This window comes from Savagea faecisuis (assembly GCF_042675605.1).
Lineage (GTDB): Bacteria > Bacillota > Bacilli > Bacillales_A > Planococcaceae > Savagea > Savagea faecisuis.
Genome location: NZ_JBHTJF010000022.1, coordinates 218,723 through 233,511 on the forward strand (window position 1 = coordinate 218,723; position 14,789 = coordinate 233,511).

General features: G+C 44.5%; 17 protein-coding genes. All 17 read left to right on the top strand.

Going from position 1 to position 14,789, the window contains the following annotated elements:
* The first annotated feature begins 73 nt into the window (after positions 1-73).
* The gene (gene fapR, locus ACFQ0V_RS05830; protein WP_381010873.1) at positions 74-655 is read left to right on the top strand and encodes a transcription factor FapR; all 582 of its coding nucleotides are present in this window, start codon (positions 74-76) and stop codon (positions 653-655) included.
* On the top strand, positions 655-1,638 hold the full coding sequence (gene plsX / locus ACFQ0V_RS05835) for a phosphate acyltransferase PlsX (RefSeq protein ID WP_381011864.1): 984 nt from the start codon (positions 655-657) through the stop codon (positions 1,636-1,638). Before fapR ends, plsX begins: the two co-directional genes overlap by 1 nt.
* Positions 1,639-1,642: 4 nt before the next feature.
* Complete coding sequence (fabD, locus tag ACFQ0V_RS05840; RefSeq protein WP_381010876.1) at positions 1,643-2,587, top strand: ACP S-malonyltransferase; 945 nt, start codon at positions 1,643-1,645, stop codon at positions 2,585-2,587.
* Positions 2,584-3,330 carry a 3-oxoacyl-[acyl-carrier-protein] reductase gene (gene fabG, locus ACFQ0V_RS05845; RefSeq protein WP_381010879.1) on the top strand — a complete coding sequence of 249 codons (747 nt, stop codon included), beginning with the start codon at positions 2,584-2,586 and terminating at the stop codon, positions 3,328-3,330. The genes fabD and fabG overlap by 4 nt, the downstream gene beginning before the upstream one ends.
* Before the next feature lie 36 nt (positions 3,331-3,366).
* The gene (locus tag ACFQ0V_RS05850) at positions 3,367-3,603 is read left to right on the top strand and encodes an acyl carrier protein (protein WP_194561382.1); all 237 of its coding nucleotides are present in this window, start codon (positions 3,367-3,369) and stop codon (positions 3,601-3,603) included.
* A gap of 136 nt (positions 3,604-3,739) precedes the next feature.
* A complete protein-coding gene (rnc, locus tag ACFQ0V_RS05855; protein WP_381010882.1) occupies positions 3,740-4,483 on the top strand; it encodes a ribonuclease III in 744 nt (247 codons plus the stop codon).
* 3 nt (positions 4,484-4,486) lie between these two features.
* Positions 4,487-8,047 carry a chromosome segregation protein SMC gene (smc, locus tag ACFQ0V_RS05860; protein ID WP_381010884.1) on the top strand — a complete coding sequence of 1,187 codons (3,561 nt, stop codon included), beginning with the start codon at positions 4,487-4,489 and terminating at the stop codon, positions 8,045-8,047.
* A 13-nt stretch (positions 8,048-8,060) separates the two neighbouring features.
* Positions 8,061-9,275, top strand: a complete 1,215-nt coding sequence (ftsY, locus tag ACFQ0V_RS05865) for a signal recognition particle-docking protein FtsY (RefSeq protein ID WP_381010887.1) — start codon at positions 8,061-8,063, stop codon at positions 9,273-9,275.
* Positions 9,276-9,335: 60 nt separating this feature from the next.
* Positions 9,336-9,665 (top strand): putative DNA-binding protein, encoded by a 330-nt coding sequence (locus ACFQ0V_RS05870; protein WP_194562348.1) that lies wholly within the window; start codon positions 9,336-9,338, stop codon positions 9,663-9,665.
* 11 nt (positions 9,666-9,676) lie between these two features.
* The gene (gene ffh / locus ACFQ0V_RS05875; RefSeq protein ID WP_381010890.1) at positions 9,677-11,032 is read left to right on the top strand and encodes a signal recognition particle protein; all 1,356 of its coding nucleotides are present in this window, start codon (positions 9,677-9,679) and stop codon (positions 11,030-11,032) included.
* A 92-nt stretch (positions 11,033-11,124) separates the two neighbouring features.
* Positions 11,125-11,397: a 30S ribosomal protein S16 gene (gene rpsP / locus ACFQ0V_RS05880; RefSeq protein WP_194561387.1), complete on the top strand. Its 273-nt coding sequence runs from the start codon at positions 11,125-11,127 to the stop codon at positions 11,395-11,397.
* Positions 11,398-11,413: 16 nt separating this feature from the next.
* Positions 11,414-11,650 carry a KH domain-containing protein gene (locus ACFQ0V_RS05885; protein WP_381010893.1) on the top strand — a complete coding sequence of 79 codons (237 nt, stop codon included), beginning with the start codon at positions 11,414-11,416 and terminating at the stop codon, positions 11,648-11,650.
* Positions 11,651-11,773: 123 nt separating this feature from the next.
* Positions 11,774-12,289, top strand: a complete 516-nt coding sequence (gene rimM / locus ACFQ0V_RS05890) for a ribosome maturation factor RimM (protein WP_381010895.1) — start codon at positions 11,774-11,776, stop codon at positions 12,287-12,289.
* Positions 12,290-13,030, top strand: a complete 741-nt coding sequence (gene trmD / locus ACFQ0V_RS05895) for a tRNA (guanosine(37)-N1)-methyltransferase TrmD (protein ID WP_381010899.1) — start codon at positions 12,290-12,292, stop codon at positions 13,028-13,030.
* A gap of 110 nt (positions 13,031-13,140) precedes the next feature.
* A complete protein-coding gene (gene rplS / locus ACFQ0V_RS05900; protein ID WP_381010902.1) occupies positions 13,141-13,485 on the top strand; it encodes a 50S ribosomal protein L19 in 345 nt (114 codons plus the stop codon).
* 78 nt (positions 13,486-13,563) lie between these two features.
* Positions 13,564-14,115: a signal peptidase I gene (gene lepB, locus ACFQ0V_RS05905; RefSeq protein ID WP_381010904.1), complete on the top strand. Its 552-nt coding sequence runs from the start codon at positions 13,564-13,566 to the stop codon at positions 14,113-14,115.
* 100 nt (positions 14,116-14,215) lie between these two features.
* Entirely contained in the window at positions 14,216-14,785 is a 570-nt protein-coding gene (gene lepB, locus ACFQ0V_RS05910) for a signal peptidase I (protein ID WP_381010907.1), read from the top strand.
* Positions 14,786-14,789: the final 4 nt, after the last annotated feature.

Consider the following 14,789-nt stretch of genomic DNA (forward strand, 5'->3'; position numbering starts at 1 on the left):
TACGTATTGCAATGTCACGAGAAAATTTATATACTGTTCTTAGTACCAAGTGCTAATCGGAAAGGACAAGGCGATGAAATTAAGAAAACGAGAACGTCAAATTGAATTAGAACGTCTGTTAAAAACGAATCCGTTCATGACAGACGAAGAACTCGCTGAACATTTCACAGTCAGTGTCCAGACGATTCGCCTCGATCGGATGGAGTGCCGCATTCCGGAATTGCGCAAGCGAATGGAAGAAGTGGCGACTCAAAATTTTGAAGAAGAAGTGAAATCGCTCGGGACAGATGAAGTGATCGGCGATATTATTAATATAGAGTTAGACAAAACAGCGATTTCGATTTTTGATGTGCAAGAAGAGCATGTGTTCCAACGAAATCAAATTGCGCGTGGTCACCATTTATTCGCTCAAGCGAATTCATTGGCGGTCGCGGTGATGAATGACGATCTCGCGCTTACGGTGAAAGCGACGATTCATTTCGTCCAACCGGTCACTGTCGGAGATCGCGTCATCGCGCGCGCAACAGTAGCGAAAGAAAAAACAGAACTGAATCGAACGATCGTCGATATCGAGTCGACAGTTAAACAAAAAATTGTTTTTCGCGGCACGTTTGAAATGTATCGTTCGAATGATCGGAAAGGGTCTGAAAGATGATGAGATTAGCAGTAGATGGAATGGGTGGGGACAATGCCCCGCAATCGATTATAGAGGGTGTTTATTTAGGATTAGAAGCGTATCCGAACTTGCACGTTCAGCTGTACGGAGACGAATCAAAAATGGCACCTTACGTGAAACAACATGAGCGTCTCACTGTCATCCATTGTACCGAAGTGATCGAAGGGGACGATGAGCCAGTACGTGCGATTCGTCGTAAAAAAGACGCTTCGATGGTACGCGCAGCGCAATCGGTGAAAGACGGTGAAGCGGATGCGGTACTTTCTGCAGGGAATACAGGAGCGCTCATGTCAGCAGGACTGTTTATCGTCGGCCGTATTAAAGGAGTCGAACGTCCAGCGCTCGCGCCAACACTTCCAACGATGGACAAAAAAGGATTCGTCTTTTTAGACGTCGGAGCGAATGCCGACAGCAAACCGAACCACCTCTATCAATTTGCGCGTATGGGTGCGGTTTATGCAGAACGCGTTCGCGGTATCGACAATCCGCGCGTCGGATTACTCAACATCGGTACGGAAGAAGGTAAAGGAAGCGAGCTCGTGAAAGAGACGTATAATTTGCTGAAAGAAGCGCCAATCAACTTTATCGGAAATGTCGAATCGCGCGACTTGTTGAACGGTGTAGCGGACGTCGTTGTGACAGACGGCTTCACGGGCAATATGGTGTTAAAAACATTAGAAGGAACAGCGATCAATATTTTCTCAGCGTTAAAAGATGTCCTCATGTCGTCGACGAAGACGAAAATTGGGGCGATGCTCATTAAAAATGATTTGCGCTCGATGAAAAGTTTAATGGACTATACAGAATACGGTGGAGCGGCATTATTCGGTTTAAATGAACCGGTCATTAAAGCGCACGGTTCTTCAAATGCGAATGCAATCTTTAACGCCATTCGCCAAGCGGTACTCATGATGGAGCACGACGTAAGCAACACGATGAAAGAAGCGGTAGGGAAGGAGTAACAACATGAAATTAGCATTTATTTTTCCAGGACAAGGGGCTCAACAAGTCGGTATGGGGACGAGCTTAATCGAAACGAATGAAACGAGCGCAACACTCGCAAAAATTGCAGACGAACAACTCCCATTTTCATTGACGACATTAATGAAAGAAGGACCACAAGAAGTGTTGACGGAGACGTATCATACACAACCGGCACTGTTAACGGTCGGGACACTCGTTGCGAATGAATTAATGCAGCGAGGCGTTACACCAGATTATGTCGCAGGGCATAGTTTAGGAGAATATACAGCGCTCGTCGCAGCGAATGTCATGTCATTCGAAGACGGCGTGCGAGCGGTATACGAGAGAGGTCGCTTCATGGAAGAGGCAGTGCCGAACGGGGAAGGTGCGATGGCGGCTGTGCTCGGTGCAGACCGTGAATTGTTAGAACGCATTACGCAAGAAGTGAGCGAAACAGCACCTGTGCAACTCGCGAACTTAAACTGCCCAGGACAGATCGTCATTTCGGGTTCAGCGGAAGGAGTCGCACTCGCATCGGAACGATTGAAAGAAGAAGGAATTCGTCGCGTCATGCCGCTTGCGGTGAGCGGACCGTTCCACTCTTCTTTAATGGAGCGAGCAGCGGACCAATTGCGTGCCTCGTTGACGCAAATTGATTTCAGTCCTGCACGATTCCCACTTGTTGCAAATGTCAACGCACAACTTGTAACAGACGGGGAACAAATTCGAGAACAACTCGTCGAACAATTATACTCTCCTGTTCTTTGGGAAGATTCGATGCGCCGTTTAATCGATGAAGAAGGCGTCACTCACTTCATCGAATGCGGCCCTGGAAAAGTACTTGCTGGTTTAATGCGCAAAATCGATCGCAATGTGACGGTCGTGAGCGTATCCGATCGTGAAACGATGGAAGAAGCTGTGCGATTAGTAGAGGAGTGGAAAGCATGATGAGATTTGAAGAGAAAGTCGCTGTCGTAACAGGAGCGAGCCGTGGCATCGGTGCAGAAATTGCGAAAACATTAGCGAAAGAAGGCGCGAAAGTCGTCGTCAATTACAGCGGAAGCGAAGCGAAAGCACAAGAAGTCGTCGCTGAAATCGAAGCGCTCGGTAGCGAAGCGATCGCAGTGCGCGCTGACGTTTCCAATTCAGAAGATGTAAAAGCGATGATGGACGAAACGATCGCGAAATTCGGCAAAATTGACTTTTTAGTAAATAACGCAGGAATTACGCGCGACAATTTACTTATGCGCATGAAAGAAGACGAATGGGACGATGTCATGAACATCAACTTAAAAGGAGTCTTCGTCTGTACGAAAGCGGTAACGCGTCAAATGATGCGCCAACGTTCAGGTAAAATTGTCAACGTCGCATCGATCGTAGGCGTAGCAGGCAACCCTGGTCAAGCGAACTATGTCGCAGCGAAAGCGGGCGTCATCGGCTTGACGAAAACGACAGCTCAAGAACTCGCGAGCCGCAACATTTTAGTGAACGCGGTCGCGCCTGGATTCATTACGACAGATATGACGGATGCACTTCCTGAAGAAGTGAAAGAAGGCATGCTTCAAATGATTCCGCTCAAACGCCTCGGCGAACCGGAACATGTGGCGAAAACAGTTGCATTTTTACTATCAGATGATGCAAACTATATTACGGGACAGACGATTCATATCGATGGCGGTATGGTCATGTAAATCCGAAAACATTATACTTTGAGAGGAGGTGACAACATGGCTACAGTATTAGAGCGCGTAACAAAAGTAGTTGTCGACCGTTTGAGCGTGGACGAAGCGAAAGTAACTGAAACAGCTTCATTCCGTGATGATTTAGGTGCTGACTCTTTAGACGTCGTAGAACTCGTTATGGAACTTGAAGATGAGTTTGACATGCAAATTTCTGATGAAGACGCAGAAAAAATTGCAACAGTCGGCGACGCAGTGAAATATATCGAGGAACAAGTAAACTAATCGCAATTGAAAAAGAGATGTCGCTTCTCATGAATTAGATTCATGAGCGTGTGACATCTTTTTTTCTTCTTTTGCAAGTCCGCATTGAAAGTTGTAAAATGAAACAGGATACAAGGAAATAGAAAGGATGGATCGAATGTCTAAACAAAAACGAACGAAAAAATCAAACTTAGATTTAGCAAAAGTGCAACAACAGTTTCAAAAACTACAAAATGAATTGCACGTCACATTTCAAAATGAACGTTTGTTAATGACGGCTTTCACCCATTCATCATATGTGAATGAACATCGTCAAAAAAAATATGAAGATAATGAACGTCTAGAGTTTTTAGGAGATGCTGTATTAGAACTTGGCGTTTCTCGTTATTTATACCAACACGAGCCGAACATGTCAGAAGGAGAATTGACGAAATTACGTGCGTCGATCGTTTGCGAACCGTCTCTCGTTCAATTTTCAGCAGAACTGAACTTCAGCCAATACATTTTATTAGGTAAAGGGGAAGAGTTGACAGGTGGGCGCGAACGTCCAGCACTTTTAGCAGACGTCTTCGAAGCATTTATCGGTGCTCTTTATTTAGATCAAGGGATGGACGCAGTAGAACAGATTTTACAAAAAGTCGTATTTCCGAAAATTAATGACGGCACTTTTTCGCATGTGATGGACTATAAGAGCCAATTGCAAGAAAGAGTACAACAGAAAGAACATGGCGCAATACAATATGAAATTATTGAAGAAAAAGGACCAGCGCATGCGAAAGAGTTCATCATCGTCGTCAAAATTAATGAAACGGTTATCGGAACAGGAGTGGGCCGTTCTAAAAAAGAAGCGGAGCAAGAAGCTGCGCGTGTAGCGATCGAACAGTACGATGAGAAGGAGTAAGCGATGTTTTTAAAAAAGATAGAACTCATCGGATTCAAATCATTTCCGGATAAAATGACGATTGATTTTGTTCCCGGTGTCACAGCGATTGTCGGACCGAACGGTAGTGGGAAAAGCAATATTATCGATGCGATTCGTTGGGTGTTAGGAGAGCAATCCGTCCGTTCTTTACGCGGACAGAAAATGGAAGATGTCATCTTCTCAGGTAGCGATACGCGAAAAAAAGTGAATATGGCGGAAGTGTCACTCGTCCTCGATAATACGTCAGGACAATTTCCAATCTCGTATAGCGAAGTGAAAGTGACGCGTAAAGTGACACGGAGCGGAGATAGCACGTTTTATTTAAATAATGAAAGGTGCCGCTTGAAAGATATTACCGATCTATTCGTTGACTCCGGTGTCGGAAAAGCAGCGTTCTCCATCATCTCTCAAGGTCGTGTCGACGAAGTATTAAATAGCAGTCCTGTCGAACGCCGTCTCATTTTTGACGAAGCGGCAGGCGTTTTAAAATACCGTAAGCGTAAAGAAGAAGCGACGAATAAATTAAATAAAACGTCGGAACATCTTGAACGCGTGCTCGACATTTTAAATGAATTAAATCAACAACTTGAACCGCTTCGCATCAGTAGCGAAAAAGCGAAAAAAGCCGCTCGCTTAGACGAAGCGTTAACACAATTAGACCGCGACGTTTTACAATATGACGTGTTCCATCAGACGGAACAGTACGAACAGCTCGAAAAGCAACTCGTCGAGTCTGAAAGCGAGCAACAACAATTGTCTGAAGCGGTCGCAAAAGATCATGAAGAAGTAGAGCGCTATCAAGGTGCACGCGATCAATTGCAAGAGCGACGCGAACAAATACAGCAGCAAATTGCGGACTTGCAAGCGGCGGTCGAAAAGTGGGAAGGACGCAAACTTCTTACGCACGAACAAGCGAAACATAAAAAAGAACGTGTGGAACAATTGCAATTTACGGTGCAATCGACAGCAGAACAACAACAAAAGTTAGAGGAAGAGCGCGACACGTTGCAAAGCGAGTTGCAACAACTCGAACAGCAGGCGAAACAACAACAAGAACGAGTAGAACAGCTCGAACGCGCACTCGATACGCCAATCGATGAACTCGAACAACAACTCGAACAATTAAAGTCGGTCTATATCGACCGTTTAAACGAAGAGGCGACGATTCGCAACGATTTAAAACATGCGGAACAACAATTGACGACGCAAAAAATGCGCACGACGAACGATGCGAAAGCTGAACAGTTAAAACGTCGTCAAGAAGAAGCGATCATCCAATACGACAAGCTTGATGAAGCGTGGAAACAAAATGAAAGCGCACGAATACAAGCGAAAGAACAATTGGAACAATTAACGGCGATGTACGAAGACAATCGTAAAAAACTAGCGATGCAAGAACAGCTCGTGAAAGAAGCGTCCGAGCGCGTCATTGAATGGCGCAGCCGTCTGCAAGTGTTAGAAAGTATCGAACAGCAGTTCAAAAGTTATACATCGAGCGTTCAAGAAGTGTTAAAAGCATCGAACCGCCAAGCGCTCAAAGGAATTCACGGAGCGGTATCGCAATTAGTAGAAGCTCAAGAAGAGCGCGTCGTAAAAGCAATCGAAACAGCTCTCGGAGCGACGAGTCAACAAATTGTCACAGCGGATGAAGCGAGCGCCAAAGCAGCGATTCGCTATTTAAAAGAGCGCACATTAGGTCGAGCGACATTTTTACCGATGTCGACGATTCGGGGGCGTTCTGTATCGCCGAGCGACTTACAAGCGGTCCAACAAATGCCGGAATATGTCGGAGTAGCATCTGAACTCGTTCGTTATGCGTCATCTTACGAAGCGATTATCCAGTCGATTTTAGGTCGCACACTCGTCGCCGAAACATTGGACGGCGCGACGGCGATTGCGAAACGTCTCAATTATCGTTATCGCGTTGTTACATTGGATGGCGACGTCGTTAATAGCGGCGGTTCTCTCACAGGAGGACGCGGAAAAGGACGACCGTCTCCTTTCATGCAAAAAGAAGAACTTCATGCGACACGAAAACGTGTTGCTCAACTTCAACGTGATATCGAAGAAGCGGAGCGTCATATGGAAGTGACGAAGCGCCAAACGAATGCAGCGTTTGAACAAGCGCAACGAGAACGAGCGCACTATGAGAAATTGAGCGCAGAAAACCGAACGTTAGAAATCGAACGTTTAAATTGTAAAGCTCAAAAAGACCAACACGTCGCAAACTATGAACAGTACGAGATGCAGCTGAAAGAAACGACCGCTTCAGTGACGGCGATGACGGAACAACGGGAAAAGCTCCAATCGGAACATGAAAAGCTTCAAAAGACGATTGAAGAAATGAAAGAAGAAATATATAGACAGACGCAATTGCTCACGGAGCGACGCACGGAACATACGGCATTAACGGAGCAATATTACACCGCTCGTTCAACGTGTGAACTGTCTGAAGAAAAGTTACAATCGGTTCGTCAACAATTACAACGCGTCCAAAAAGAGTGGACGAACGTTCGAAAAGCAGCTGAAAAAGTGGAGTCAGAATTAACGCTCATTGAAAATGATGAACTCGAGCAGTTTACGAGCGAAGAAATTGAACAACATTTACAGCAGACGACAGACGATTTAAATGCGGCGCAACGAGCGTTAACAGACCTTCAAGAACAACAGCGACATACGTCGGATGGATTGCGTCAACTTGAAGAAGGACGAGCGCGACGTCAGCATCAATTAACAGAAACGGAACAACGAGTGACGGAAACGAAAGTAGCGCTCGCAAAAATCGAAACGACTTTGCGTGCGTTAGTGGAACAATTACAAACGAAATACGGTATTTACGGACGGATTGAACAATGTCCTGAAATCGAATCGATCGATGATTCGCGTGAACGATTAGCGAAGATGAAAGAGGAACGAAAGCAAATCGGTCCTGTCGACCCATCGACGATCGAACAATACGAAGAAGTGCTCGAACGTCATACGTTCTTATCGGAGCAACGAACCGATTTAATCGAGGCGAAAATTACGCTCCAAGATGCGATGGAAGAGATGGATGAAGAAGTAGAACAACGTTTCATCGTCACATTCCGTGCGATCCGTCACCATTTTCAAGACATATTCACGAAAATGTTCGGTGGTGGAGAAGCGGATTTAAAATTGACAGACCCGAACAATTTACTCGAAACAGGCGTCGATATGGTCGCGCGACCACCGGGGAAAAAACTGCAAAATTTAAGTTTGCTATCCGGAGGAGAACGTGCGTTAACGGCGATTACATTACTTTTCGCTTTAATCGAAGCGCGTCCCGTGCCGTTTTGTATTTTAGACGAAGTGGAAGCGGCACTCGATGAAGTGAACGTTTTACGCTATAGTGATTATTTGAAACATTTCTCAACATCGACGCAATTTATCGTCATTACACATCGGAAAGGGACAATGGAAGGAGCGGACGTCTTATACGGCGTCACGATGGAAGAAGCAGGCGTATCGACAATGTTATCGGTACAATTATCAGAAGTAGAAGAGAAAATAGGATTAACATAATGGAGGCAGAACGATGTCATGGTTTAAAAAATTAAAACAAAAATTAACAGGAGCTCCTGAGACGACAGAAGAACAAGTAGTTGAAGATGTTGTCGTAGAGGAAGAACCGGAACTTGAACAACAGGAAGAACGAGCGGTTGAACAAGAAATCGTCGAAGAAGTTGTGGAAGTGGTAGAAGAACAAGAAGAACCTGCCGAAACGACGATGCTTGACGCTATTTTAGAAGATGTGCCAGAAGAGAAAAAAGAAGAAGTGGAAGAAGAAGTGTCGCTCTTCGGTAAATTTAAACTCGGATTAGCGAAAACGCGCGACAGCTTCACATCGAAAATTAACGATCTCGTCGCACAGTTTAGAGAAGTGGACGAAGAGTTTTTCGAAGAACTCGAAGAAGTATTACTACAAGCGGACGTCGGGTTCGAAACGGTGATGGAATTGATCGACGAACTCGAAATGGAAGTGAAGCGCCAAAATATTAAAGATACATCAGGCATGCAATCGCTCATTTCGGAAAAACTCGTCGACATTTATAACGCTGCAGGAGATGACGAAGATATGTCTCTCAACATGCAGCCAGAAGGCGAGACGACTGTCATTTTAATGGTCGGAGTAAACGGCGTCGGAAAAACGACGACGATCGGGAAGCTCGCATCACGTTTCCAAAAAGAAGGCAAGACGGTCATGCTCGCAGCGGGAGATACGTTCCGTGCAGGAGCAATCGACCAACTCGTCGTCTGGGGCGAGCGTGCGGGAGTTGAAGTCATCCGCCAAGCGGAAGGGTCAGATCCTGCAGCGGTCATGTTCGATGCGATTCAAGCGGCGAAAAAACGCAAAGTGGACGTGCTCATTTGTGATACAGCAGGACGTTTGCAAAATAAAGTGAACTTAATGACAGAACTTGAAAAAATTCACCGCGTCATCGGTCGTGAACTTCCAGGCGCCCCTCACGAAGTATTGCTTGCACTCGATGCGACGACAGGTCAAAACGCGCTCGTTCAAGCTGAAACATTTAAAGAAGCGACGGACGTAACAGGAATCGTCTTAACGAAATTAGACGGTACAGCAAAAGGTGGAATCGTGTTAGCGATCCGCAAAAAGATGAACATCCCGGTGAAATTTGTCGGACTCGGAGAAGGCATTGACGATTTACAACCGTTCGATCCAGATAAATACGTCTACGGTTTATTCGCAGACGGGCTCGAAATGGAAATGGAATCAGAAGACAAGTAAAAGTACTTGACAGACACATCGTTACAGCTTACGATAAACGGTATTGAGAAAAGAGTGAGTATATTGTTAGAACGAACGACACGTGTCAACTTTTTATATGATTTTTATCATTCTTTACTAACGGATAAGCAGCGCGCATACATGCAAGCTTATTATTTAGACGACTATTCACTCGGTGAAATAGCGGAAGAGCATGAAGTGTCACGCCAAGCAGTGTACGACAATGTGAAGCGGACAGAAGCGATGCTCGAACAATACGAAGAAAAGCTAAAACTGTTTGAAAAATTTCAACAGCGCATGGAAATCATTCAGCAGTTAGAAGAGCAACTACAAGTGATGGATAAGGAGCGTATTACAGCGCTCCTCCACACGTTAAAAGAATATGAATAGGAGGATCATCCATGGCATTCCAAGGCTTAGCTGAAAGGCTACAAGCGACGATGCAAAAGATTACAGGTAAAGGAAAGATCACGGAACAAGACGTTAAAGAAATGATGCGTGAAGTTCGTTTCGCCTTAATCGAAGCAGACGTCAACTTAAAAGTAGTAAAAAAGTTCGTCAAAACAGTGGGCGAACGAGCAATTGGGCAAGATGTAATGAAAAGTTTAACGCCAGGTCAACAAGTCGTTAAAATCGTTAAAGATGAATTGACGGAGTTGATGGGTGGCGAACAAAACCCGATTCAATTTTCACGCAAACCACCTACTGTCATTATGATGGTCGGTCTTCAAGGGGCGGGGAAAACGACGACGACGGGGAAACTCGCAACCGTCCTCCGCAAAAAGCATAACCGTAAACCGTTACTCGTCGCAGCAGACGTTTACCGTCCAGCGGCGATTCAACAGTTAGAAACGCTCGGTAAGCAAATTGACATGCCGGTATTTTCACTAGGGACGGACGTATCCCCTGTCGAAATCGCACGTCAAGCGATTGAACATGCGAAAGAAGAACATCAAGACGTCGTCATGATCGATACGGCGGGTCGACTTCACGTCGATGAAAACTTAATGCAAGAGCTCGTCGACATTAAAGAACTCGCACAACCGGACGAAATTTTCTTAGTCGTCGATGCGATGACAGGGCAAGATGCGGTCAACGTCGCGAAAAGTTTCGATGACGCACTCGGCGTTACGGGTGTTGTGTTAACGAAATTAGACGGAGACACACGCGGTGGTGCGGCACTTTCTATTCGAGAAGTGACGGGCAAACCGATTAAATTTGTCGGGATGGGTGAAAAGATGGACGCGCTTGAGCCGTTCCATCCAGAACGTATGGCTTCTCGTATTCTCGGCATGGGCGACGTCATGAGCTTGATCGAAAAAGCGCAAGCGAACGTCGATGAAGAGAAAGCGAAAGAGCTCGAAGACAAATTTATGAACCAAACGTTCACATTGGATGACTTCCTCGATCAAATGGACCAAGTGAAAAAAATGGGTCCACTCGATGAATTGTTAAAAATGATCCCAGGCATGAACAAAATGAAAGGCTTGGAAAATGCGCAAGTCGATGAAAAACAGATGGGTCAAATCGAGGCGATCATCCGCTCGATGACTCCTGAAGAGCGCACATTCCCTGAAAAGATGAATGCGAGCCGTAAAAAACGTGTCGCAGCAGGTTCAGGAACGACGATTTCACAAGTGAACCGTCTACTGAAACAATTTGAAGATATGAAAAAAATGGTGAAACAAATGTCAGGAATGGCAGGCAAAGGGAAAAAGAAGATGAAAATGCCGAGTTTCGACCAGTTTTTCAAATAAATTTGTAGGTGTTAAGAAAAAACACTTTACAAACAATGAAACACTTGCTAATATAATTACTTGTGTGAAACTATTCGGAGGTGTAAATCAAAATGGCAGTTAAAATTCGTTTAAAACGTATGGGAGCTAAGAAAACTCCTTTCTATCGTATCGTAGTAGCAGACTCACGTTCACCACGTGACGGTCGTCAAATCGAAACAGTTGGAACGTATAACCCACTTACGCAACCAGCTGAACTCAAAATTGACGAAGAGTTAGCTTTAGCATGGTTAGCAAAAGGTGCACAACCATCTGATACAGTACGCAACTTGTTCTCAAGCCAAGGCATTATGGAAAAATTCCATAACGCAAAAAACAATAAATAATTGAGGAGAGGTATACATGGAGCAACTTATTCGTACCATAATTGAACCGCTCGTCGACGCTCCCGATCAAATCCAAATCAATAAGGACGCAAGAGAAGAGAAGATCGTCTTCAAACTATCTGTCGCTCCGGACGATATGGGAAAGATTATCGGAAAGCAAGGACGTGTGGCGAAAGCGATTCGGACGCTCGTTTATTCTGCATCACGAAATGAATATGACAAGAAAGTATACCTTGATATTATTGATTCTTAGAAGAATAGCTCCTGCTGTTCTTCTTTTTTTGTCCAATGAATGATAAACTCCTCACTCGTAGAGGTTTAACTTTGAGCGACAATCTTGTAAAATGATAAAAAATGAATTAGTTGAGGTGGACAGATGGATTGGTTAAACGTAGGTAAAATTGTCAATACACATGGAATACGCGGAGAAGTGCGCGTCATTAGCCGCACGGACTTCCCGGAAGAGCGTTATAAAGTAGGATCGAAACTCGCCATCTTTAAAAAGAAAAGCAAAACGCCGATTCATGTGACAGTAGCGAGTCATCGCAAGCATAAAAACTTCGATCTTTTAACGTTTGAAGGACACCCGAACATTAACGATGTCGAGCAATACCGCGATTCGATTTTGAAAGTGTCAGTAGAATATTTACAACCGCTCCCAGAAGGCGAATACTACCATTTCGAAATTATCGGTTGCCACGTCGAATCGACAGAAGGCGAAGCGATCGGTGAAATTACACAAGTCGTTTTAACGGGTGCAAATGACGTATGGGAAGTGCAAGATGCGAAAGGGAAAATGCATTACATTCCGTACATTGACGACGTCGTGAAATCAGTCGACATCGAACAGAAAAAAGTCGTCATCGAAGTGATGGAAGGATTGTTAAATTAAATGCACATTCATTTTTTAACGTTGTTCCCTGAAATGTTTCCGGGCATTTTAGAAGCGTCGATTATGAAAAAAGCACAAGAACAAGGTGCGGTCGAATTTTCAGTGACCGATTTTCGTGAGTATACGGAAAACAAACATAAAAAAGTCGACGATTATCCGTACGGAGGTGGCGCAGGTATGGTATTGCAACCACAGCCATTATTCGATGCGGTCGACGCGGTAACAAAAACAGAAAAAAAGCGTCGCGTCATTTTAATGTGCCCACAAGGAGAGCGCTTTACGCAAGCGAAAGCGGAAGAGTTATCGCAAGAAGAGGAGCTCGTCTTCATCTGTGGCCACTATGAAGGGTACGACGAACGCATTCGTGAGCATCTCGTCACAGATGAACTCTCGCTCGGTGATTTCGTCTTAACGGGGGGAGAGCTCGCAGCGATGACGATCGCAGACAGCGTCGTCCGTTTACTTCCAGATGCGATCGGCAAGCGAGAAAGCCACGAGGACGATTCTTTTTCGACGGGATTGTTAGAGTATCCGCACTACACGCGCCCAGCGGACTTTAGAGGGCTCCGCGTTCCAGACGTACTGTTGTCAGGAAACCATGCGAAAATAGCCGAGTGGCGTCAATACGAGTCTTTAAAGCGCACGTACAAACGTCGCCCTGATTTACTCGAAACATATCCGCTCACAAAACGAGATCGTGAAATGTTACAACAAATAAAAAAAGAGCTTGAAGAAAAGTAATAATTATGGTATATTCAAAAATGTACTTTTATGTGAAAGTGCATATTACCTGATGTTCCGCTACAAGATTTCACGTGTAAGAGCGTCGGAGGAAATAGGAGAGATTATACATGCAACAATTACTCGCAGATATTACAAAAGACCAATTACGCACAGATCACCCAGATTTCCGTGCGGGAGACTCAGTACGTTTACACGTTAAAATCGTTGAAGGTACACGTGAACGTATCCAAATTTTCGAAGGTGTTGTTATTAAACGTCGCGGTGGCGGCATTTCTGAAACATTCACTGTTCGTAAAATTTCAAACGGTGTAGGTGTTGAGCGTACATTCCCTGTACACACACCAAAGCTTGCTCAAATTGAAGTGACACGCCGTGGTAAAGTACGTCGCGCGAAATTATACTACTTACGTAACCTTCGCGGTAAAGCAGCTCGTATTACTGAGCGTCGCTAATCGACAACTATTGAAACAGCAGACATCGTGCAAACGGCGTCTGCTGTTTTTCTATAGTGCTAGAAAGAGGTGGGAAGATTGCCATATGGAAGTTTATATGCAGAAGAACGTCATCGTGGAGAAATGAACAATATTTTTCGATTTATCATTATCGTCGTTGCATGTAGCATATTAATACGCTCTTTCATTATGCAATCGACTGTCGTTAACGGAGAATCGATGGAGCCGACATTACATACAGGAGATCGCTTGCTCGTGGCGAAAGCGGAAAACTATGAACGTTCGGATATCGTTATCTTTCAAGCGACTGAAGAAGACTGGTATGTGAAGCGCATCATCGGCTTACCTGGCGATACGGTTTATATTATACATAATCAATTGTATGTTAATGGCGAACCTATGGAGGAATCTTACTTAAAGAAAGACTATTTACACGATTGGCCGAGTGTGAATTACGTATATCCACACCGGATTCCACCAGAACATTATTTTGTCCTAGGCGATAATCGGTTAAATAGTACAGACTCACGCGAATTTGGATTAATACATAAAGATTTAATAGGTGGCCGAGCACTCGTAAAATATTGGCCGCTTCAAAGTATGCAAAACCTCGTCTCTTCCAAGCGCTAAACAAATAGAAACGTTTGGCGGAGCGAATTGGTTGTAGTATAATCAACTAGGTTGAATGAATGAACTACGCAGATGAGGAATCGGACAGGATGGTGATGAAATGGAAGTAGAACAACAAGAAAAACCGAAAAATGAATTTTTTGAATGGGTGAAAGCAATTGTCATCGCATTGTTAATTGCTTTTGTCGTAAAAACATATGTCGTATCTGCAATTATCGTCGACGGTGTGTCAATGATGCCGACGCTAGAACACGGTGATCGCATGTTCGTCAATAAATTAAATTATAAAGTATCCGATCCAAAACGTTTCGATATCGTTATTTTTCATGCACCAGACGGCAGTGACTATATTAAACGAGTGATTGGACTTCCTGGCGAAACGGTCGCTTACGAGGACGATCAATTGTACATTGACGGTGAACCGATTGATGAACCGTATTTAGAAGCGTATAAAGCGGAATACGATACGCCATTTACAGAAGATTTCACCTTAGAACAAAAGTTAGAAGTAGATGTCGTGCCAGAAGGTCATTTATTCGTCTTAGGAGATAATAGACGTCGCAGCAATGATTCACGTCACTACGATGTCGGATTTATTCCGCTAGATGAATTCGTCGGCACAGCGAGCGTTCGCTTTTGGCCGATGTCGCACGTAGGAATTGTAAAGTGAGGGA

Bases quoted from the DNA above. Each gene is read 5' to 3' on its own strand.
- ACFQ0V_RS05850 (WP_194561382.1), top strand. From the start codon at position 3,367: ATGGCTACAGTATTAGAGCGCGTAACAAAAGTAGTTGTCGACCGTTTG.
- plsX (WP_381011864.1), top strand. From the start codon at position 655: ATGAGATTAGCAGTAGATGGAATGGGTGGGGACAATGCCCCGCAATCG.
- ffh (WP_381010890.1), top strand. From the start codon at position 9,677: ATGGCATTCCAAGGCTTAGCTGAAAGGCTACAAGCGACGATGCAAAAG.
- ACFQ0V_RS05885 (WP_381010893.1), top strand. From the start codon at position 11,414: ATGGAGCAACTTATTCGTACCATAATTGAACCGCTCGTCGACGCTCCC.
- rnc (WP_381010882.1), top strand. From the start codon at position 3,740: ATGTCTAAACAAAAACGAACGAAAAAATCAAACTTAGATTTAGCAAAA.
- rplS (WP_381010902.1), top strand. From the start codon at position 13,141: ATGCAACAATTACTCGCAGATATTACAAAAGACCAATTACGCACAGAT.
- smc (WP_381010884.1), top strand. From the start codon at position 4,487: ATGTTTTTAAAAAAGATAGAACTCATCGGATTCAAATCATTTCCGGAT.
- ftsY (WP_381010887.1), top strand. From the start codon at position 8,061: ATGTCATGGTTTAAAAAATTAAAACAAAAATTAACAGGAGCTCCTGAG.
- lepB (WP_381010907.1), top strand. From the start codon at position 14,216: ATGGAAGTAGAACAACAAGAAAAACCGAAAAATGAATTTTTTGAATGG.
- rpsP (WP_194561387.1), top strand. From the start codon at position 11,125: ATGGCAGTTAAAATTCGTTTAAAACGTATGGGAGCTAAGAAAACTCCT.
- rimM (WP_381010895.1), top strand. From the start codon at position 11,774: ATGGATTGGTTAAACGTAGGTAAAATTGTCAATACACATGGAATACGC.
- fapR (WP_381010873.1), top strand. From the start codon at position 74: ATGAAATTAAGAAAACGAGAACGTCAAATTGAATTAGAACGTCTGTTA.
- trmD (WP_381010899.1), top strand. From the start codon at position 12,290: ATGCACATTCATTTTTTAACGTTGTTCCCTGAAATGTTTCCGGGCATT.
- fabD (WP_381010876.1), top strand. From the start codon at position 1,643: ATGAAATTAGCATTTATTTTTCCAGGACAAGGGGCTCAACAAGTCGGT.
- fabG (WP_381010879.1), top strand. From the start codon at position 2,584: ATGATGAGATTTGAAGAGAAAGTCGCTGTCGTAACAGGAGCGAGCCGT.